This window comes from Bacteroidales bacterium (assembly GCA_026418905.1).
GTDB lineage: Bacteria > Bacteroidota > Bacteroidia > Bacteroidales > DTU049 > JAOAAK01.
The window spans coordinates 135,146-155,472 of record JAOAAK010000003.1 but is presented as its reverse complement, the minus strand read 5'-3'; the positions used below and the strand labels follow the sequence as shown (position 1 = coordinate 155,472).

The window sequence follows — 20,327 nt, the reverse complement described above, 5'->3', positions numbered from 1 at the left end:
TTTTAAATAGAAAGGTAGCTTCTAATGGCTTGCTCGATAGCATGAATGGAGGAATCTGCATAAGGTTCAAAGGGTAAACCCAAAAGCTGTTGATAGAGTTCCTGATAGCGAGCCGAGACGTTCATGATGAATTCTTCAGGGATGTTGGGTAAAGTTTGCCCTTCTTTCCCTTCAAAGCCATGACTCATAAGCCATTCTCGAACGAATTCCTTGGACAATTGTCTGGGTGAAATATTGTTTTGCCACTGGTAATCAAAATTTTCAGCATAAAAGTATCTAGAGGAATCGGGTGTGTGAACTTCATCAATTAAAATAATACCGTCGGAGGTTTTTCCAAATTCGTATTTGGTGTCAACTAAAATGAGTCCACGCTCACGAGCCATTTTAGAGCCAAGTTTAAAAAGTTCTAAACTATAAGCTTCGAGTTGTTCGTATTCTTCTTTAGTAGCAAGTCCTTGTTCAATGATTTCTAAAGGGGTGATGTTCTCGTCATGACCGGTTTCAGCTTTGGTTGTTGGTGTTATCAATGGTTTTGGGAATGGTTGGTTTTCCACCATTCCTTCGGGTAAGATATTACCGCATAGATTGCGACCACCTTGTTTGTAGAATCGCCAAGCACTACCAGTTAGGTAACCCCTGACAATAATTTCAATTTTAAATGGTTCAGCCTTTTTACCGATGGTTACATTGGGATGGGGAGATGCTACTTTCCACGTAGGAACTACTTCTTGAGCTGCATCGAGTGAATGGTTAGAAATAGCATTAAGTATTTGTCCTTTGTAGGGTATACCCACAGGAAGCACAACATCGAAAGCACTAATGCGATCGGTAACAACCATGATAAACCAATCTTCAACTTTGTAAATGTCCCGCACTTTACCCCGATAAAAAATTTGGTTATTTGCTAGTTGAAAATTGGTTTCCATCAAAATAGAAATCTCACGTATGTTTTTCATATGCTTGGATTATTTGATTTACAAGAGGATGACGAACCACATCTTCTTCGTTGAAATAAATAAAACGAATTCCTTTGATAGTGCGTAGAACATCTTGAACATGAACTAACCCACTTACTTGATTTTTAGGAAGGTCGATTTGGGTAATATCTCCGGTCAGTACAAATTTAGAATTTAACCCCATGCGAGTTAGAAACATTTTCATCTGTTGGGAAGTGGCATTCTGAGCTTCGTCCAAAATAACAAATGCGTTTTCCAAGGTACGACCACGCATGAAGGCAAGAGGGGCAATTTCAATGGTTCCATCTTCAAAGTATGATAAAAGTTTATTCGTAGGGATCATGTCACGCAAAGCATCGTACAAAGGTTGTAGATAAGGATCGAGCTTATCACGAAGGTCACCAGGTAAAAAGCCAAGGTTTTCCCCAGCTTCGACTGCTGGGCGGGTAAGTATGATGCGCTTGACCCATTTGTTTTTTAGAAATTTGATAGCAATAGCGACAGCTGTATAAGTTTTTCCTGTTCCCGCAGGACCTATGCAGAAAAGAATATCATTATCTTCAATAGCTTTTAGCATTTCACGTTGGCGTGGAGTGCGGGCTTTAATTTGTTTTCCATCTTTACCGAAAAGGATCAAATCTGGTAAGAGAGTATAAGAATCTTTGTTCTCTTCCTGGGAGTCACTATTTTCCTTAATGATTTGCTCGATGTCTTTTTCTTTAATTTCTCCGAACATTTCAAAATGTTTCATCAATAAAGAAAATTTCTTTTCGAAATTAAGTAAGTCCTTTTCGGATCCGATAGCTTTCAATGTATCTCCGCGAACGATGATTTTAATTCCGGGAAAAGCTTTTTGAATTGAACGTAAATGAATATCTTCAGGTCCAAAAAAAGAAACATGATCAATGTAAGCAAGGCTAATAGTACGTTCTGACATCGAGTTTTTTTCTATTTTTGGCAAAAATACACATTTTGAGAAAATTCATTACATTGTTGACAGATTACTCAGTGTATGATTATTACGAAACAATTCTTATAGGAAAATTGTACTCACTTTGTCCTGATGCTGTTATCGTTTCACAAAGAGTTTATAAAAAGCATGATATTAAAACAGCAGGTTTTTTTTTAGCTCAATATTACAAAGATTTTCCCGAAAATACTTTACATATATCTCTTGTTAATGATGCTCACTCTGAACATCAGGATATGTTGTTGATTCAATATAGTAAATGTTTTGTCTTGACTTTTAATAATGGAATGATCTCTTTTTTGCTCGATGATCCTTTGAAAATATGGTTAATTGATCAACAAAATATTGTTACACCTTCTTTCAAAGAATATGACTTCATATCAAAAGTAGTCCAAAGTTGGCTGAGAGGGAATATTGATGAAAACTTTTGTGAGATGACTTACAACGTAGAAAGACGGTTAATGGTTAAACCCATAATCGAAAAAAATTCCATTGTTTGTCACGTAATCCATACGGATTCCTATGGGAATTGTATTACTAATCTTCATGAAGACGATTTTCAAAAGCTTGCAGCAGGACGTCGCTATAAAATTACCATAGGCAAGTATGTACTGGATCGGATTGTCTGGGATTATCCTGAAGCAGGATATTCTGAATTGGTGGCTTTGTTTGGGAAACATGGCTATCTGGAAATTGCTATTGTAATTGATAATGCTTGTCAGTTATTGGGTTTAAGAGAGGGGAGCACTATTAGGATTGAATTTATGTAAAATGAATTGGAAAGCAAAACTAGCTTCCACAATAATAAGGGGAATGAAATGGAGATATTTGGTCAATGTTGATCCATTACCCCCTAAAGCTGTTATTGTCGTTGCCCCTCACACAAGTAACTGGGACTTCATTATAGGAAAATTATGTTTTCTCGCTATAGGATTACATCCCAAATTTTTGATAAAAAAGGAATGGTTTATTTTCCCTTGGAAAAGATTACTTCAGAGCATGGGTGGGATACCTGTTGATAGGTCTCAGCCCGGAGGCTTAATCGATACTCTTGCAGAACAGATGCAGCAAACAGACTCTTTCTATTTAGTCATTACACCTGAAGGTACTCGTAAGCCTGTCAATCACTGGAAACGAGGTTTTTATCACATTGCAATAAAGGCTCACGTTCCTTTGTTGCTGGCATACTTAGATTATAAGAAAAAAATAGCATGTATTGATCAGATTTTTTTCCCATCAGGTGATTATGAAAAAGATTTAATATTCTTTGCAAACTATTATTCACGGTTTACCCCAAAACATCCTGAAAAGTTTTTACCTCCTCAGTTTTAATGTAATTAAGGAGGTAATTTTTGTGAGTTTTTGGGGTAAAGATTAATTAATACTTTTCTACAAAACTTTCTTTCAGGTTGATTAATTTTGGAAAATGGGCATTGAACGCCCATAGGTTTTTCAATAATACGTGAAAGAGCTATTCTGTTTCCATTTAAAAAATGAGAAACACTTTTAACTCTTTTTTCTGAAAGCTGATTTTCTTTTCCATTTGCTTCACCAGGTGCAGCAAATCCCCGAATTTCGATGATGTAATTGGGGTTTTCAAGTAGAAATTCCACTACGATGCTTAGCTTTGCATAATTGTCTGGTAAAAGTTTATAAGCATTTTCTTCAAAATAGATTTCTTTAAGTTCATGAGGTAGTTCATTTTTGTTTGCAAATAAAAGTGAGAAAGAAGATAGTGTGTCTTCTAATGAGATGGTCTTCTCCTCCAAGGACAAAAGGGAATCATCGTTCATTTTTGTTTGCTCTTGTTTTTCTAAAATTGGCAACCCTCTTTCATCCAATTCATAAAGAGCAATGTCATCAATGTAGTAATAGGCATCTCTTCGTTTGAGGCTAAAATATTTTCTGACCAGTTTTTTTCGATTTTGTTTAGTAAAACAACCAATGGTCATATACCTTTCTCCACCTTCAGCTATGAAAACTCCATTGATTCTGATCCATTCACTGGTATCGGTTTGTCGAATACCGTGAGGCATATAGATATGAATTTGAGGTGGGTAATCTTCTGCGGCTTTCCAACTTAAATAGTTTACTTTTGTAGGATAAAAACTTGCTCCAATGGTTTTTAAGTAGCAATTGGCATATCGTGATGGGGTAACATACATTTCAAAGCTATAAGCTTTATTGGGTTTTAAAGGTTCTTTGAGGGGTACGATGAGGAATTCATGATATTTAGGCCAAACTCTCAATCCAGCGTAAGCATAACCGGTTCGAGCATCTCGTAGGATATAAGTTTTATAATTTTTATATGGGTTAACATCTTTTATTTTGACGCCAGGAGCATTTACATAAAAATCAATAGTATTAACTTTTTGCCAGGGTTTAAATACATATCGGTTTCCTTTTTTATCTTCGAAGCCGGGATTGGGTACCAAATTTTGTGAGAACAAATTTGAGATCATTAATAAAAAAAATAAAACATTAGCAAATCCAATCCATCTGAACATGTTAACCTGAAGATTTTTTAAAATAACCTATAAAATATTTTCTATGCCACCAAATATGGAAAATAGATATCCATCCCATAGCAATTCCAAATTGAACATGATAGTATAAAAAATCTTTAATCCAACCAATTTGCCAATTGTAATTAATTTGGAATACGAGTAGAAAACCTAAGATGCCAGAAACAAGAAAGGTTAGAAGCAGCATCAAATTCCAAAATTTAAAATGTTGCTGTTTCTTGATTTTACCTTTGGCGGTCAACCATGATGAAAAAAGATACATGCCCGTAATGATTCCAGCAATGAGAAAAAAATTATAATGACGTTTTTGAGTAGGCATAATTGCTATACATGATGGTTGAAGAAAAATTTTGTTGAATTTAAACGAAAATATTGTTTTATCAAAAGTTGATTTAGAATGATTTGCGTTACTTTTGGGTTGGCGCATGTTAGGAATGGTAGTCGAGGGTGATGATTTTTGAACAGATTGGGAGGTGGTGTCTTGAGGCATTTCTACACGGCCGTAATCACAGTATCCATCTCCATTCATATCAAAAAAACGACCACATTTACCAGGACAGTTTACTTCGTTCCATGGACAAACAAAATCTTGAATCTGTGCTGATGTTAGAATCCAAAAAGTAAAAAAAGATGTAAGGAATAGGAAACGAAACATGAAATTTTTTTACAAATCTATGTTTTTTTGTTAAAAATAGATTAAGACATGAGTTTTTCAATCTCGTTTGGATTTAGGGGCAATCTTGAAGTCAGAACAATTGGAGAATGATAAGTAATGAGAAACATATTTTCGAGGCGGATACCCATGTTTTCGCTATCGATGTAAAGACCAGGTTCACACGTTAGAATCATGCCAGGTTGAAAAGGTATATGTTTATTTCCTACGTCGTGAACTTCAAGTCCTACAAAATGCGAAACTCCATGCATGAAAAACTCTTGAACAACTTTTTCTCTGTCGTTTTTAAGATTATCAGTACTTATTAACTTCAAGTCTAGCAATGGTTTTTCCAGGAATCTCAAAACTTCTTTATTAACTTGTTCGATGGTGTTACCAGGTTTAAATAAAGAAGAGGCAAATTCAAGTGTTTTTAAAACAACTTCATAACACTCCAATTGCCTTTCAGTGAAATGTCCACTGATGGGTAAAGTGCGAGTTATGTCAGCACAATAATTGCCGTAAGATGCACCTATGTCGATCAGAAGTAGCTCATTTTCTTTTAGTTTTGATCGATTGTAACAATAATGTAGAATGTTAGCATTATTCCCAGATGCAACAATGGGGTGAAAGGCATAGCCATCAGCACCTAATCGGAGGAAAGAAGCTAAAACTTGAGCTTCGATTTCGTATTCATAAAGACCAGGTTTGATGAATGGTACAAGATCCAAAAAAGCTTCTTCGGTGATTTCAATTGCTCTTTTGATTTGTTCAATTTCTTCTTCACTTTTTATAAGTCTCATCTCTGTTAAGTAAGGTTTGAGGGATTCAAGTTTATGAAAAGGACAGTTGGACTGAACGTATTTTAACAGTCGCAAAGTTGGGGAGTATGATTGATCTTCTTCTATGAAAGAATTGAGATCCATGTAGATATGGCGTGTGTGGTTTATCATTTCTTTGAAGTAAGTTTTAAAATGTTCAAGAGGGATAATCTTCTCAATAGCTGAGAAGTTGTATATTTCTTCGTTTGTAATTGGTTTTCCTTTCCATCTGGCGGATTTTTCATTTGAGCTTGGAATAAACAATACCTCGCGATATTCTGAAGAAGGATGATGAGGACAAAGTGCTAAGATAGCTTTTTCTATCTCTAAGCCAGTGAGATAGAAAAAATTCGAATCTTGAACAAATGGGTAGAATTGGTCTCCTTTCGAGATTATAAGTTCATTGGCTACGATAAGGGCAACGCTGTCTGGAAGTAATTTTTCAATCAGTTTTTTTCTATTTTTCTTGTAAAATGAGGATGGCAAGGGGGTATATCTCAGATGATCAGGCATATTGATAATTTTTAAAAATTTTAATGAGATCAACCGTTGGTTTTATGTCATGTACACGTAGAATATGAATCCCCTTAAGTAATGCCAAAGTTTGAACGATAAGAGTACCTTCTAATGCTCCGGAAGGATCGGTCTGAAGTATGCGATATATCATGCTTTTTCGACTTACTCCAATAGCAATAGGTTTTTTAAAAATGTGAAAGAAATCCAAATGTTTAAGTAAAAAATAATTTTGTTCTAGCGTTTTTGAAAAGCCAAATCCAGGATCAATGATAATATCGAAAAAACCATGACTATGAAAATGATTTATTTTCTCTGAAAAATATTTTGCCATGCTTTCGAGGATGTTATCGTAATGGGTAAATTGCTGCATAGTTGCAGGTGTTCCCTGCATATGCATAAGAATGTAAGGTACTTTTTTTGAAATGATCAAATTGATCATATTTGGGTCAATGTTCCCTCCGGAGATATCATTGACCATATCAAAACCATGATCTAAAGCATAGGATGCAGTATTAGCATGATAAGTATCAATCGAAAAAATGGTATCAGGAAATTTTTTTTTGAGTTGTGGCACAACATCAGCAAGTCGTCGGATTTCTTCATCATGATCTATGATTGGGGATCCTGGTCGTGAGCTAGCAGCACCTACGTCGATGATGTGAGCACCTTCTTGAATCATTTCTTCGATGCGTTGTATGATATCGGAAGTTTTTTCAAAACGACTTCCTTCATAGAAGGAATCCGGGGTGATGTTTACAATACCCATAACAAGCGGTTCGTCAAGCTCAATGAGCTTATCACTAAATCGAATACTGAATTTCATGATAATAAGGCCACATGTATTTAAAAGAAAAAAGCAGGTTAAACCTGCCTTAGGGTGAAATGTGGGACTTGAACCCACGACCTTCAGATCCACAATCTGATGCTCTAACCAACTGAGCTAATTTCACCGTTCCGTATGCAAAATTAATATTTTTTTTTCGAATGAAAAGAAAAAAAATATGCATAATGTATTATATTTGCTTTAAGATGATGGCTTGTATTTTATCGGGAGGTAAAGCGTTGCGTCTTAACGGACAAACAAAGTCACATATTATTGTTGGCGAAAAACCATTGCTCGAGTGGCAATTAGCAGTTTTGCGAAAATATTTCGAAGAAATTGTCATTATTGGGAGAATAACACACCCTGAAGCTAGAACATTTTTCGATATCATTGAGGGCATTGGGCCCATGGGGGGCTTATATACTGCACTTAAGGTAACAAAGAAATCTGAGGTTTTTATTTTTCCCTCTGATAATCCCTTTCTCTCTGGTTTGTTCATAGAAACTTTAATCCACTTAAGCCAGACGAAGCAACAGGAAGCAATCATCCCATTACATTATGGATATGCAGAACCACTCTATGGACTATATCGAATCAGTATTTTGCCCAAGATTGAAAAGATGCTTAATGAAAAAAGATATGCTATGCATGAACTTCTTCAAAAAATAAATGCCTATTATTTTGAGTGGAATAAAGATCCTGAAATAACCTTTTTCAATATCAATTATCCAGAAGATATTCGAAAAGCCCAACATATATGCCAGAAAGTTTAACAAAATTTGATCAAGTAAGAAAAATTTTGGAAGAATTTCCCCCTCGAAGGGAATACGTTCTTAAAGCTCTTCATAAAATTCAAACTCTTGAAAGACAGCAATTTATTTCTTTCGATATGATTGATATGATGTCCGAGTACTTCAAGTTGACTAAAGGAGAGTTATACGGAATTATTGGTTACTACAGTATGCTTAGCGATGAACCTCGCGCACCTATTTTGATTCAGGTTTGTACGACACCCCCTTGTCATTTTATGGAAGGTCAAAAATGGTATGAAGAACTAAAAAATCTTAACGACTCTGAAATTTTTGTTGAAGAGGCAGCATGTCTAGGTCATTGTGAGATGGCTCCCGTTGTTGCTGTAAATGGTGAAATTATTTCTTTAAAGGAATTTGAAGACGTAAAAAGTTTGATTTCATACATTAAAAAAAGAGCATATGAATCAGCCAATCATAGTAAGTAAAAGATTTGATGAAGGATGTTTATTTCTTGAAGATTACTTAAAGACGGATGGATTCAGAGGCTTTATTAGGTCTTTAGAATTGTTGCCTCAAGAAGTACGATTGGAGATAAAAAAATCAAAGTTAAGGGGGCGTGGTGGGGCGGCATTTCCTACTGGAATTAAAATGGAAACTGCTGCGACCTATGCTCCTAACCTAACGGAACGATTTGTAATATGTAATGCTGATGAGGGTGAACCAGGCACTTTTAAAGATAGGTACATACTTGAACGAGATCCCTTTGCATTGATGGAAGGTATGCTTATAGCAGGCTATGCGATTGGAGCTAAAAAAGGCTTTATTTATGTGCGTGGTGAATATCGAAAAGCCATTAAAGTTTTGGAAGAAGCCATTAAACAACTTTATCAACATAACTGGCTAGGAAAAAATATTCAGTCGACTGGATTTGATTTTGACATAGATATTTTTGTTGGTGCAGGTTCATATTTATGTGGAGAAGAATTGACCTTGATTGAATCGCTTGAAGGAAAAAGAGGTCATCCAAGAATAAAACCACCTTTTCCTGCTCAGAAAGGATTGTGGGGAATGCCAACATTAGTCAATAATGTAGAAACTCTTGTTAATTTGCCTTTTATCATGTTGCATGGGGCAGATGTTTTTGCTTCTATCGGAACAGCCGAATCAGCTGGAACTAAGTTGCTATGCCTTTCAGGACATGTTGTAAATCCCGGCTTATATGAAGTTCCATTTGGTGTAACATTTCGCGACGTTATTTTTGATCTAGCTGGTGGAGTGTCTGATGGGAAAGAACTTAAAGCGATATTGGTAGGAGGTGCAGCAGGGAATTTTATCTCACCTGATTTATTAGACTTGCCCATTGCTTATGAGAAATTGAGCGAATATAACCTTACACTTGGATCAGGCGCTATTATGGTAATGAATGAGACGGTTAAACTTGAAGAAGTTTTGCGAAGTATCCTGGCGTTTTTTAAACATGAATCCTGTGGAAAATGTACACCTTGCAGAGTTGGCACAAGTTTTTTGGTTGAAAAAGCTAGAGAAGAGTTCAATTTAACAAATCTGAAATGGCTTGTAGATGAAGCTCTTTATATGGCTAAGAATTCGCTTTGTCCTCTAGGCCAAAGCCCAATAATTCCTTTACGTTCGTATCAAAAATTTTTTGTTGAATCTTAATTCGTATTTTTATGAAGACTTTTCAGGTTTTAGTGGATGGAAAAAAGATTGTAGCAAAGGAAGGAGCAAATTTGTTGAATTTGTTAAGAAACCACGGATTCGATATACCTGGTCTTTGTTATCATCCTCGTATAAGTCCTTCTGGAGCTTGCCGACTTTGTGTAGTAAAGATTAAGGGTAGACCTGGTACTGTCATGGCATGTACGGTACAAGTTAACGAAGACATGGAAATAATAGCATTTGATGAAGAGCTTGTCCATGAAAGACGTACAACACTTGCACATTTGCTTGCAGAAATTGACGACAAGTACGATGATACGTATATTGATGAATTACAGCCATTGATCGATAAGTATGATTTAAGGGATTTGTCTAAGCGACCTGTATTTTCGTTACTTGATAAAATATCTTTTCATGTAGATGAAACATCACCCGTTCTAACTTATGACTCGAGAAAATGTATTAAATGTTTTCGTTGTATAAAAGCTTGTGATGAAATTCAAGGTAAGGGTGTTCTAAGCATGGCTGAAAGAGGACTCAATTCATTTGTTGTAGCTGGCGTAAAGAATTGGAAGGAATCCGAATGTGATGGTTGTGGGGAGTGCATTCAGTTATGTCCTACTGGTGCTATTGTAGAAAAACCATTTAGAGACAAAATTAAAATTTCACAAATAGAAAGAAAGGTTCAGACGACTTGTCCATATTGTGGGGTGGGATGTCAGATTGAAGCATGGGTGCAAGATGGTACCATAGTTCGTATTCGTGGGGTAGAAGAAAAATTACCCAATCTGGGGAGATTATGTGTAAAAGGGAGATTTGGCTATTTTTATGCTCAACACCCTAAACGATTGACAACTCCTCTCATTCGGAAAGATGGGGTTCTTGTTGAATCTACGTGGGATGAGGCTCTCAACCTGATTGCCCAAGAATTTAATAGAATATTACATCAATATGGTTCTCGTGCTTTAGCTGGATATAGTTCTGCTAAGTGTACGAACGAAGAGAATTATTTATTTCAGAAATTTATTCGCATGGTGTTTCGTAACAACAATGTAGATTATTGCACGCGACTATGTCATGCTTCAACAGTGGCAGCTATGATTAGGTCATTGGGTGATGGAGCAGGAACGAATAGCATCGAAGATTTTGAAAACACTGATTGTGTTCTTGTGATTGGTAACAATATGGTGGAAACACACCCAGTAACTGCTACCTTCGTAAAGCGTGGAAAGAAAAAAGGTCAAATACTTATTGTCATAGATCCTAAAATCACTCCTTTAGCCAAATTTGCTGACTATGTTCTGCAACCAAGGCTCGGTACTGATGTTGCTTTACTCAATGGAATGATGTACTACATCTTTCAGGAAGATTTAGTTGATTTAGAGTTTATAAGAAATAAAGTTCATGGGGGAGAAGAGAAACTATTAGAGCTCAAGGAAATTGTTATGGATTATACACCTGACGTTGTTAAAGCTATTACTGGCGTAGAGCCCGAACTAGTTCGGGCGGCTGCGATTGCTTATGCTAAATCGCCAACAGCTATCATTGCAACGGGTATGGGTATGAGCCAGCAAACTGTTGGAACAAACAACGTTTTTGCACTTATTAATCTTATGCTAATTACTGGACAGATTGCAAAAGAACGTTCCGGAATCAATCCACCCCGAGGCCAGAACAATGTGCAAGGAGCAACTGACGTAGGGGCAAGCCCAATTTATTATCCTGGTTACATTTCGATCTCTGATGAGGAAAATCGTAAGCATGTAGCATCTGTGTGGGGCATACCTTTTGAAGAACTTGATCCTCAACCTGGTCTGACTACTTTAGAAATCATGGATGCTGCTGAAAAAGGTATCATTAAAGGATTGTATATCATGGGAGAAAACCCTGTGATTTCTGACCCTGATCAATTGCACACAGTTCGTGCACTTCAAAATCTTGAATTTTTAGTAGTACAGGATATTTTTCTTACTGAAACAACAGCCTATGCACATGTTGTATTACCTGCTACTTCACTTTTTGAAAAAGATGGAACAGTGGTTAGCAGTGATCGTCGTGTATTGAGGATCAGAAAAGTTGTCGATCCACCTGGCGATGCTAGACCTGATTGGCAAATCATTTGTGATATAGCTCAACGGATGGGTAGATCCATAGGAAAATATTCTCATCCACATGAAATTTTTGATGAAATTCGACTTGTTACCCCCATCATGCGAGGTATAACATACGAACGTCTTGAAAAAGAAGAAATTCAATGGCCTTGCTATGATGAAAAAGATCCTGGTAAGGCAACGCTTTACCTTGACAAATTTAATTTACCAGACGGTAAAGCAAAAATTTTTCCAGTACAATACCAACCTCAATCTGAGTTACCCAACGAAGAATTTCCCTTGGTGTTAAATACAGGACGTCTGCTTTACCACTACCACACTGCCACCATGAGCAGGAAAAATGATACCCTTAATCAATACATTAACGAGTCTTTCATTTTTATTCATCCCGAAGACGCTAAGAAACTAAACTTAAGTGAGAATGAAAAAGTTCGAGTAATCTCTCCTCGAGGCGACATGGTAACTAAGGTGAAAGTATCTGATTTGGTGAATCCTGGCGAGACTTTCATGCCATGGCATTTTCATGAATCACCAGTCAATCGCCTCGTTAGAAACGAAAAGGATCCCATATCTAAAATTGCTCCGTTCAAATATTCAATTATTCGCATCGAAAAATTATCCTTAGTGTGAAGATTGAACGTTAATTTATAAAACTGTTAAAATTTAAACATTTGTACTTTTGCTAAGTGAAAGGATTAAGACTATCATGTTTTTAAAAGGAAACTTTTTTAATTTTTTATTAAGTTTTATCTTGTTAATGTTCATTTTATTTCAATTTGTTTACCCACAGGAGATCAGAAAAGAATTTACTGCTCAGATATTTGGAGATTACTATTATAATATTCAGCGCGATAGTCTGTCAACAACGATGAATTATGCTATACTAAACGATCCTGTTCATATGAATGGCCTGATTTTTCGAAGAATAAATGCTGGCTATACTTTTTTCCTATCTTCAAAAATTTCAACTAAAATTGTTTGGGAAGCAGACAATTTCACTTTTGCTACCAACAACAAATTGAGTTTTTTTCCGAAAGATGCGAGTTTTTCTTTCGATAGTTTGTTTCGGTCATTTGAATTAAGCTTTGGTATCATTCAGCCTCCTGTTTTTGTTCTCTCAGAACGTTGGTGGTCTCATCGTTTTTTAGAGAGAACGATTACCGATTTATATAATTTTTGTTCGAATAGAGATATGGGTATTTCCTTACGAGGTCGATTTTTGTCTGACCGACTCCTATTTACTCTGATGCTTGGTAATAACAATGGAACAAAATTAGAAAATGATCGTTACAAAGCTTTGTATTATTTAATCGGTTTTCAGCCCGTAGAGAACTTTATTATGAGTCTTTCTGGTGCTTATTATTTTCGAAAAAAAATGGATGATTTATATGATTCGATCCCACCCATTCAATCACTTAATAAGGATGAGTTTCTTTTAACCTTTTTCATGGGGTACAAAAAAAACAGGTATTTATCTATAGGTTGGGAATTATTTACTTTTTACAACCAACATGATTATAATACAGGAAGGAGATTTGTGTCATTTTTTTCGTATGGCTCTAGTTTGTTTACTAACTTTTCTCCTTTTAAATCCTGGACTTTTGTGGGTCGATTTGATTACTTCGAACCTAATAGCTACTTTAAATCACTTTATGATCGTAGAATTTATATGTTATTGGCATCCGATTATCATGTGCGAAATGATATGATTATTTCTCCTAATTTACTGATGGAATTTTACGAAAAGAATGCTCAGGGTAAATCTATTAAACCTGGCATCACAGCACGTGTTACTTTTTCATGGAGGTATTGATTATGATTATGTTTTGAAGTTGATTTTCATCACTTTTTCTTGAAATTGTCACTACTATAATCTAACTTTGTGAATGATGAAAACGATCATTCAAACAGAAGGATTACCTATCAAGAGTTGGACGTTAGATATAGAGGAAGGAGCTCTTGAGCAAGCTAAACACTTAGCTCAACATCCTTATGGGAAGTTTCATGTAGTTCTTTTACCTGACGTTCACGAAGGCTTTGGGATGCCCATAGGTTCAGTTTTTGCGACAAAAGATGTTGTTGTTCCCAATGCTGTGGGAGTTGATATAGGTTGTGGCATGTGTGCCGTACGGACATCCTTGCACAAAGATCAAGTTGATCGTAAATTATTGCAATCATGGGTGGATAAAATATACAATAACATACCTGTAGGTTTCAAACATCATAAACAGAAGCAGAGTTTGCCCGATAATCTTAGTCATCCTGTAGGTCCCATTACCGAAAGAGAATGGAAGGAAATTCCATATCAATTAGGCACATTAGGAGGAGGGAATCATTTTATTGAAATTCAATATGACAAAGAAGGCTATATATGGATTATGCTTCATTCGGGAAGTCGCAATCTAGGAAAACAAGTGGCAGATCACTATAATAAAATAGCAAAATCGATGAACGACAAATTGAGTCACCCTATTCCATCTTCGTGGAATCTTTCAGCTTTGCCAGTAGATAGTCTTGAAGGTCAGCAATATCTCAAAGAGATGCAATATTGTCTTGATTTTGCAAGAGAAAATCGTTTTCACATGATGCATAGAATTATGGAGATTATAGGAGAAAAAGGCTGCAAATTTGACAAAATTATTAACATACATCATAATTATGCTTCGTACGAGGAGCATTTTAAAACCAAAGTTTGGGTGCATCGTAAAGGTGCTATTCTTGCAGATCGTGATACTATAGGTATTATTCCAGGCAGTCAAGGTACACCGAGTTTTATCGTGCGGGGAAAAGGAAATCCGCAAAGCTTCAGAAGCTCTTCCCATGGAGCGGGTAGGAAAATGTCGAGAAACAAAGCCATACAGCTACTCGATTTGAATGGAATAAAAAGTAAATTAGATAAACAAGGAATCATACATGCTATTAAAAAACAAAAAGACCTCGACGAAGCACCGGATTGCTATAAGGATATTCATCAGGTTATTGATGAGCAAAAAGATCTTGTTGAGATTTTACACATTCTTTATCCTTTGGCTGTAATTAAGGGTTAGCATAACGTTTCCTCAAAAAGTGAAATTCAGATTTTGTACTTTTGCAAAGCAAAAATATATCTAAGTATGCTTTATAATGAATACGATGAGCTTAATTTGCCAAAAACAGCTCAGGAAATCTTAGAATTTTGGAGAATAAATAACATTTTTCAAAAAAGTATTTCATCCAGAGAAGGTCATCCTGCCTTTGTTTTTTACGAAGGGCCTCCTAGTGCAAATGGCAAACCTGGAATTCATCACGTGATGTCACGCACAATCAAGGATCTTTTTTGCAGATATAAAACGCTTAAAGGATATCAGGTCCAACGAAAAGCTGGATGGGATACACATGGCTTACCTGTTGAGATTGGTGTTGAAAAAAAATTAGGCATTTCTAAAGAGGACATTGGAAAAAAAATAAGCATAGAAGATTTCAACAAAGAATGTCGAAAAGATGTGATGCAATACAAGCAACTTTGGGATGAACTCACTGTGAAAATGGGCTTTTGGATAGACCTCGACCATCCTTACATTACTTTTGACAACAAATACATAGAAAGTGTCTGGTATTTGCTCAAGCAACTTTACGAAAAGGGATTGCTTTACAAAGGTTACACCATTCAACCTTATTCACCTGCTGCAGGAACGGGACTAAGTACACATGAGCTCAATCAACCTGGATGCTATAGGCTGGTTAAGGATTATTCGGTAGTTGCTCAATTTAAAGTGATTCGGAATGAACGAAGCGAATTCCTTTTTTCTTTACCTGATCAGGAAGGAAATGTTTACATACTTGCATGGACCACAACACCATGGACCTTACCTTCTAACACTGGACTTGCTGTAGGAGTTGATATTACCTATGTTGCAGTTCAAACTTATAATCCTTTTACCCTTCAACCTCAAACGGTCATTCTGGCTAAAGAAACACTTTTTCGCTGGTTTAAACCTGAGGAGGAAACCACAAATTTATCAAAACCAGAAAACCCAAAACACATATCATTTAAAGTTTTGGGTGAATTTAAGGGAAAAGATTTAGTTGAGATACGATACGAGCAGCTCTTACCGTATGCAAAACCTCAAGAAGGAGATCCTTTTAGAGTTGTTCCTGGAGATTTTGTTACAATCGAAGAAGGCACCGGTATAGTTCACATTGCTCCAAGCTTTGGTGCTGATGATTTTCGTATGGATAAACTATTTAAACTTGGAGCTTTGACTTTGGTCGACAAGCAAGGTAAGTTTACCGAGGAAATGCAAGAGTTAGCTGGCAAGTTCGTTAAACCTCAATATTACCCAGATTATACACCCGAGAAAGAACGAGAATTGTCGGTTGACGTTGAAATTATCAATAAATTAAAACGAGAAAATAAAGCTTTTAGAACTGAAAAATACGAACACAATTATCCTCATTGTTGGAGAACAGACAAACCTGTGTTATATTATCCGCTTCATAGCTGGTTTATCAGAACAACAGCTTACAAAGACAGAATGATAGAACTAAATAAAACCATTCAATGGAAGCCGGAACATACAGGTTCTGGTCGATTTGGAAATTGGCTTGAGAATATTGTTGATTGGAATTTAAGCCGGACGCGGTATTGGGGAATACCACTTCCCATTTGGTCTACCACCGACGGAACTGAAAGAAAATGTATGGGATCCATTGCTGAACTTTATCAGGAAATTGAAAAAAGTATAGAAGCGGGTTTCATGAAGTTCAACCCACTCAGAGAGTTTGCATTAGATGATCTGTCGGATGAAAATTATCAGAAAATAGACTTACATAGGCCTTACGTCGATCAGATTATCCTGACTTCCAGTAAAGGTGAACCTATGTATCGTGAATCTGAAGTGATTGATGTTTGGTTCGATAGCGGTGCTATGCCTTATGCTCAGTGGCACTATCCTTTTGAAAACAAGGAAATATTTGAGCGTAATTTTCCTGCCGATTTTATTGCAGAAGGTGTTGATCAGACTCGCGGGTGGTTCTATACACTTCATGCTATTGCTACTATGATCAGTGACTCAGTTGCTTTTAAAACTGTGGTTTCTAATGGATTGGTGTTGGATAAGTTTGGTAACAAAATGTCGAAACGTTTAGGAAATGTAATTGATCCATTTGAAACTATCGATCGTTATGGTCCCGATGCTACTCGATGGTACATGATAACTAATTCCCAACCATGGGAAAACTTAAAATTTGATGTTGAAGGCATTTTAGAAGTACAGAGAAAGTTTTTTGGTACCCTTTATAACACTTATGCTTTTTTTGCACTTTACGCCAACATTGACGGTTTTAAATATGAAGAACCTGAAGTTCCTATTGATCAGCGAACAGAGTTAGATAGGTGGATATTGTCTGAATTAAATACACTTATACAAAAAGTTGATGAGAGTTATGCTCAATATGAACCAACCCAGGCAGGTAGGTTGATTGAACATTTTGTTATAGAGTATCTAAGCAATTGGTATGTACGTTTATCAAGGCGTCGATTTTGGAAGGGTGCTATGACCATTGATAAACTTGCAGCATATCAAACTTTATATACTACGCTTGAAACAGTAGCTATTCTTATGTCTCCTATTGCACCTTTTTTTGCCGAGAGATTATATCAGGATTTAAATAGTGTAACACGGAAAAATCCTGCTGAGAGTGTTCATTTAGCCATGTTTCCTAAAGTGAACTTATCTTTTATTGATAAGGATTTAGAAGAACGAATGCAACTTGCTCAGAAGTTAGCTTCCATGATACTGTCATTGCGAAAAAAAGTGGGTCATCGGGTACGACAGCCTTTAAGAAAGGTTCTGATTCCACTTAATGATGATCGGTTGAAAAAACAGATTGAGCATGTTAAAGATATTATTCTTCATGAAGTCAATGTGAAAGAACTTCTGATTATTGATGAAGACACTTCTTTGGTGATCAAAAAAGCTAAACCTAATTTCAAGCAATTGGGACCTCGATTTGGAAAAATGATGAAGGAACTCACCCCAATCATTCAGGCTTTGACCAATGAGCAGATTTTACAACTTGAAAAAGAAGGAAAATTGGATCTATCTATTCAGGGACAGGTAGTCACTATCACTCCAGAAGATGTAGAAGTTTTTGCTGAAGATATCCCAGGATGGGTTGTGCAACGTGAAGATAATATGGTCGTAGCTTTAGATACAGAAATAACTGAAGATTTATATCTGGAAGGACTTGCCAGAGATGTGGTAAATCGAATTCAAAACTTAAGAAAAGAGAATGATTTTGAAGTGACCGATCGAATCGTTGTTTATATAAAAAAATCTGACATTATACAACGAGTGATGCAAAATTTTTCTTCGTATATTTGCAGTGAAACTTTAACAGATCAAATTGAACTGTGTGAGGAAATGCCTGAAAATTCTTTGGTAACAGAAATTGGCGATAATATTCCATTTGTTGTATTCATTCGAAAAAGTTAGTTGCGTATGAATGAAAAAGTAGAGAAAACAAGGTACAGTGATGAGGAACTCGAAGAATTCCGTAAAATCATTTTGCAGAAATTAGAAAAAGCCCGAGAAAACTTAAAAGTCTTACGGGATGCTTATACGGGTTTGAATGATAATGACGTAAGTGATACGAGTCCCACATTTAAAATGCTTGAAGATGGATCGGACGTACTTTCCAAAGAAGAAAATAGTCGGCTTGCTGCACGTTTGGAAAAATTCATCCGTGATTTAGAAGCTGCTCTTGTGAGAATTGAGAACAAGACATATGGTATTTGTAGAGTTACTGGTAAACTTATCCCTAAAGAGCGTTTGATGATCGTTCCTCACGCTACCTTAAGCATTGAAGCAAAACAAAAGCTAACAAAGAAAGAACCACGTATAAGCCTTCCGCCCAATGAATAATAGTAAGAGAAAATTTTACTTTTTCGCTTTTTTTATTTTGCTTCTTCTTTTTTTTGATCAACTTCTGAAAATCTACATCAAGACAAATTTTCTGATCGGTGAAGAAAGATATGTGATTGGCAAATGGTTTAGGCTTCTTTTTATCGAAAACGAAGGAATGGCTTTTGGTATTTCTTTTGGTTCAGTTGCTGGAAAGTATATCTTAACTACTATTCGAATCATTGCCTTTTTTATTTTTCTTTACTTTTTGTATAAGTCTATTGTCAAAAATGCACCATTGATTCAGTCGTTTGTATTTGCTCTTATTGTTAGTGGTGCACTTGGTAATATCATCGATAGTCTTTTCTACGGTTTAATTTTCGAACATAGTCATTTTTACGGTTCCGGAGCTATGCCTGCTCGGATGTTTCCGCCAGATGGAGGTTACGCAGGATTCATGCAAGGGAAAGTGGTAGATATGTTCTATTTCCCTATCTTTGAAATTCAATTCCCTTCCTGGTTACCATTCTTGGGAGGAAGAGAATGGGTTTTTTTTGAACCGATTTTTAATCTTGCAGATACCTATGTGACTACTTCTGTATTAATTCTGTTGGTTTTCTATAAAAAAGTTTTTCCTCCAGCTAAACGTTGAATGCTTCGTTGATCAGAATGTTGATAAAATCAGTCATGTTCATGCCATATGCTTCAACTTGTTTGGGTATGATACTTGCTAAACTCATCCCTGGAACAGTGTTAATTTCCAGAAAATAAAGAATATCATTTTCCATGATATAGTCGATTCTTACAACTCCTTTGCAACGAAAGTATTCATAAAGACGGTATGTAGTTTCTTGAATTTTTTCAATGTGTTTTTTTTCAAGGGGTGCTGGAGTTATTTCCTCAGCAAGAGACTGGGAGTATTTGGCTTCATAATCGAAAAATTCTTTCTTACTTCTTATGAGAGTAGGGGGTAGCACATGTATTTTGTTTTTTTCTTTGAAAGCTCCACATGTAACTTCAATACCTGCTAGTGCTTTTTCAACTAAAATATCTTCACTTACTTCAAATGCTCTGATAATAGCATTTTTTAACTGACTTATTTCATTCACTTTGCTCATCCCAATGCTAGATCCGCTAGTAGCGGGTTTTATAAAAACGGGTAGACCTAAGGTATGAAGGATAAGAGACTCATTTAAAAAACTATTTTTAGGAAAATATAGTCCTGGTGCGGTTGCAACACCAATTGCTTTTGCCAGCAATGTGGAATAATACTTATGAAACGTTAGCATAGAGACATGAGAAGAACAATTCGTGTAAGGGATACCTAGCATTTCAAAATAAGATTGAAGTAAACCATCCTCACCAGGGGTGCCGTGAATCATCATCAAAACTACGTCAAAGTGAATTACTTCACCATTTTTTTTGAATGAAAAATCATTTTTATCGATTGGAATATTATGAGGTTTTATGAGCCACTCTTTGGGTAATATTTCAACTAGATATACTTCGTGTTTTAGCTTGTCTATATGAGATAAGACATTTAGGGCAGATTTTTTTGAGATTTCATTTTCGCCAGAATATCCACCGTACAACAGTGCTACTTTCATTTTTTTTCAAAAATAAAGAGAAATTCAAAGTCA

General features: G+C 36.0%; 18 protein-coding genes and 1 tRNA gene. 11 read left to right on the top strand and 8 right to left on the bottom strand.

What is annotated here, in order from left to right; all coding sequences use genetic code 11:
- Nucleotides 1-2: 2 nt before the first annotated feature.
- Entirely contained in the window at nt 3-956 is a 954-nt protein-coding gene (locus N2Z72_00880; protein ID MCX7696230.1) for a phosphoribosylaminoimidazolesuccinocarboxamide synthase, read from the bottom strand.
- Entirely contained in the window at nt 940-1,893 is a 954-nt protein-coding gene (locus N2Z72_00875; protein ID MCX7696229.1) for a PhoH family protein, read from the bottom strand. Before N2Z72_00875 ends, N2Z72_00880 begins: the two co-directional genes overlap by 17 nt.
- 35 nt (nt 1,894-1,928) lie before the next feature.
- Between N2Z72_00875 and N2Z72_00870 the strand changes: the two genes are divergently transcribed.
- Together N2Z72_00870 and N2Z72_00865 are read left to right on the top strand one after the other, a co-directional pair.
- Nucleotides 1,929-2,696, top strand: coding sequence for an SAM-dependent chlorinase/fluorinase (locus N2Z72_00870; protein MCX7696228.1), 768 nt, complete (start codon nt 1,929-1,931; stop codon nt 2,694-2,696).
- A gap of 43 nt (nt 2,697-2,739) precedes the next feature.
- Nucleotides 2,740-3,258, top strand: coding sequence for a 1-acyl-sn-glycerol-3-phosphate acyltransferase (locus N2Z72_00865; GenBank protein ID MCX7696227.1), 519 nt, complete (start codon nt 2,740-2,742; stop codon nt 3,256-3,258).
- 5 nt (nt 3,259-3,263) lie between these two features.
- Here the strand turns inward: N2Z72_00865 and N2Z72_00860 are convergent, their stop codons facing one another.
- From N2Z72_00860 to N2Z72_00840, 5 genes are all read right to left on the bottom strand, one after another.
- Nucleotides 3,264-4,433 carry an OmpA family protein gene (locus N2Z72_00860; GenBank protein ID MCX7696226.1) on the bottom strand — a complete coding sequence of 390 codons (1,170 nt, stop codon included), beginning with the start codon at nt 4,431-4,433 and terminating at the stop codon, nt 3,264-3,266.
- A 1-nt stretch (nt 4,434) separates the two neighbouring features.
- A complete protein-coding gene (locus tag N2Z72_00855) occupies nt 4,435-5,106 on the bottom strand; it encodes a hypothetical protein (protein MCX7696225.1) in 672 nt (223 codons plus the stop codon).
- 41 nt (nt 5,107-5,147) lie between these two features.
- Entirely contained in the window at nt 5,148-6,437 is a 1,290-nt protein-coding gene (locus N2Z72_00850) for an aminopeptidase P N-terminal domain-containing protein (GenBank protein ID MCX7696224.1), read from the bottom strand.
- Complete coding sequence (folP, locus tag N2Z72_00845; GenBank protein ID MCX7696223.1) at nt 6,430-7,263, bottom strand: dihydropteroate synthase; 834 nt, start codon at nt 7,261-7,263, stop codon at nt 6,430-6,432. The genes N2Z72_00850 and folP overlap by 8 nt, the downstream gene beginning before the upstream one ends.
- Nucleotides 7,264-7,316: 53 nt before the next feature.
- Nucleotides 7,317-7,390, bottom strand: a tRNA-His gene (locus tag N2Z72_00840).
- A gap of 58 nt (nt 7,391-7,448) precedes the next feature.
- On the opposite strand from N2Z72_00840, the gene N2Z72_00835 reads away from it, so the two are divergent.
- From N2Z72_00835 to N2Z72_00795, 9 genes are all read left to right on the top strand, one after another.
- Entirely contained in the window at nt 7,449-8,036 is a 588-nt protein-coding gene (locus N2Z72_00835; protein ID MCX7696222.1) for a molybdenum cofactor guanylyltransferase, read from the top strand.
- Nucleotides 8,021-8,500 (top strand): NAD(P)H-dependent oxidoreductase subunit E, encoded by a 480-nt coding sequence (locus tag N2Z72_00830; protein MCX7696221.1) that lies wholly within the window; start codon nt 8,021-8,023, stop codon nt 8,498-8,500. The genes N2Z72_00835 and N2Z72_00830 overlap by 16 nt, the downstream gene beginning before the upstream one ends.
- The gene (locus N2Z72_00825; protein MCX7696220.1) at nt 8,475-9,692 is read left to right on the top strand and encodes an SLBB domain-containing protein; all 1,218 of its coding nucleotides are present in this window, start codon (nt 8,475-8,477) and stop codon (nt 9,690-9,692) included. The genes N2Z72_00830 and N2Z72_00825 overlap by 26 nt, the downstream gene beginning before the upstream one ends.
- An 11-nt stretch (nt 9,693-9,703) precedes the next feature.
- A complete protein-coding gene (gene fdhF / locus N2Z72_00820; protein ID MCX7696219.1) occupies nt 9,704-12,433 on the top strand; it encodes a formate dehydrogenase subunit alpha in 2,730 nt (909 codons plus the stop codon).
- Between the two features lie 127 nt (nt 12,434-12,560).
- Entirely contained in the window at nt 12,561-13,616 is a 1,056-nt protein-coding gene (locus tag N2Z72_00815; protein MCX7696218.1) for a hypothetical protein, read from the top strand.
- A gap of 76 nt (nt 13,617-13,692) precedes the next feature.
- Entirely contained in the window at nt 13,693-14,850 is a 1,158-nt protein-coding gene (locus tag N2Z72_00810) for an RtcB family protein (GenBank protein MCX7696217.1), read from the top strand.
- A 66-nt stretch (nt 14,851-14,916) separates the two neighbouring features.
- Nucleotides 14,917-18,279: an isoleucine--tRNA ligase gene (ileS, locus tag N2Z72_00805; protein ID MCX7696216.1), complete on the top strand. Its 3,363-nt coding sequence runs from the start codon at nt 14,917-14,919 to the stop codon at nt 18,277-18,279.
- A gap of 6 nt (nt 18,280-18,285) precedes the next feature.
- Nucleotides 18,286-18,708 (top strand): TraR/DksA C4-type zinc finger protein, encoded by a 423-nt coding sequence (locus N2Z72_00800; protein ID MCX7696215.1) that lies wholly within the window; start codon nt 18,286-18,288, stop codon nt 18,706-18,708.
- Complete coding sequence (locus N2Z72_00795) at nt 18,701-19,339, top strand: lipoprotein signal peptidase (protein ID MCX7696214.1); 639 nt, start codon at nt 18,701-18,703, stop codon at nt 19,337-19,339. The genes N2Z72_00800 and N2Z72_00795 overlap by 8 nt, the downstream gene beginning before the upstream one ends.
- Here N2Z72_00795 and N2Z72_00790 read toward each other — a convergent pair.
- Nucleotides 19,329-20,294, bottom strand: coding sequence for a D-alanine--D-alanine ligase (locus N2Z72_00790; GenBank protein ID MCX7696213.1), 966 nt, complete (start codon nt 20,292-20,294; stop codon nt 19,329-19,331). The genes N2Z72_00795 and N2Z72_00790 overlap by 11 nt on opposite strands.
- Between the last annotated feature and the right edge of the window lie 33 nt (nt 20,295-20,327).

Excerpts from the sequence above, each read along its gene's own strand:
- N2Z72_00880 (MCX7696230.1), bottom strand. The coding sequence starts at position 956 with ATGAAAAACATACGTGAGATTTCTATTTTGATGGAAACCAATTTTCAA.
- N2Z72_00875 (MCX7696229.1), bottom strand. The coding sequence starts at position 1,893 with ATGTCAGAACGTACTATTAGCCTTGCTTACATTGATCATGTTTCTTTT.
- N2Z72_00865 (MCX7696227.1), top strand. The coding sequence starts at position 2,740 with ATGAAATGGAGATATTTGGTCAATGTTGATCCATTACCCCCTAAAGCT.
- N2Z72_00860 (MCX7696226.1), bottom strand. The coding sequence starts at position 4,433 with ATGTTCAGATGGATTGGATTTGCTAATGTTTTATTTTTTTTATTAATG.
- N2Z72_00855 (MCX7696225.1), bottom strand. The coding sequence starts at position 5,106 with ATGTTTCGTTTCCTATTCCTTACATCTTTTTTTACTTTTTGGATTCTA.
- N2Z72_00850 (MCX7696224.1), bottom strand. The coding sequence starts at position 6,437 with ATGCCTGATCATCTGAGATATACCCCCTTGCCATCCTCATTTTACAAG.
- folP (MCX7696223.1), bottom strand. The coding sequence starts at position 7,263 with ATGAAATTCAGTATTCGATTTAGTGATAAGCTCATTGAGCTTGACGAA.
- N2Z72_00835 (MCX7696222.1), top strand. The coding sequence starts at position 7,449 with ATGTATTATATTTGCTTTAAGATGATGGCTTGTATTTTATCGGGAGGT.
- N2Z72_00830 (MCX7696221.1), top strand. The coding sequence starts at position 8,021 with ATGCCAGAAAGTTTAACAAAATTTGATCAAGTAAGAAAAATTTTGGAA.
- N2Z72_00825 (MCX7696220.1), top strand. The coding sequence starts at position 8,475 with ATGAATCAGCCAATCATAGTAAGTAAAAGATTTGATGAAGGATGTTTA.
- fdhF (MCX7696219.1), top strand. The coding sequence starts at position 9,704 with ATGAAGACTTTTCAGGTTTTAGTGGATGGAAAAAAGATTGTAGCAAAG.
- N2Z72_00815 (MCX7696218.1), top strand. The coding sequence starts at position 12,561 with ATGTTCATTTTATTTCAATTTGTTTACCCACAGGAGATCAGAAAAGAA.
- N2Z72_00810 (MCX7696217.1), top strand. The coding sequence starts at position 13,693 with ATGAAAACGATCATTCAAACAGAAGGATTACCTATCAAGAGTTGGACG.
- ileS (MCX7696216.1), top strand. The coding sequence starts at position 14,917 with ATGCTTTATAATGAATACGATGAGCTTAATTTGCCAAAAACAGCTCAG.
- N2Z72_00800 (MCX7696215.1), top strand. The coding sequence starts at position 18,286 with ATGAATGAAAAAGTAGAGAAAACAAGGTACAGTGATGAGGAACTCGAA.
- N2Z72_00795 (MCX7696214.1), top strand. The coding sequence starts at position 18,701 with ATGAATAATAGTAAGAGAAAATTTTACTTTTTCGCTTTTTTTATTTTG.
- N2Z72_00790 (MCX7696213.1), bottom strand. The coding sequence starts at position 20,294 with ATGAAAGTAGCACTGTTGTACGGTGGATATTCTGGCGAAAATGAAATC.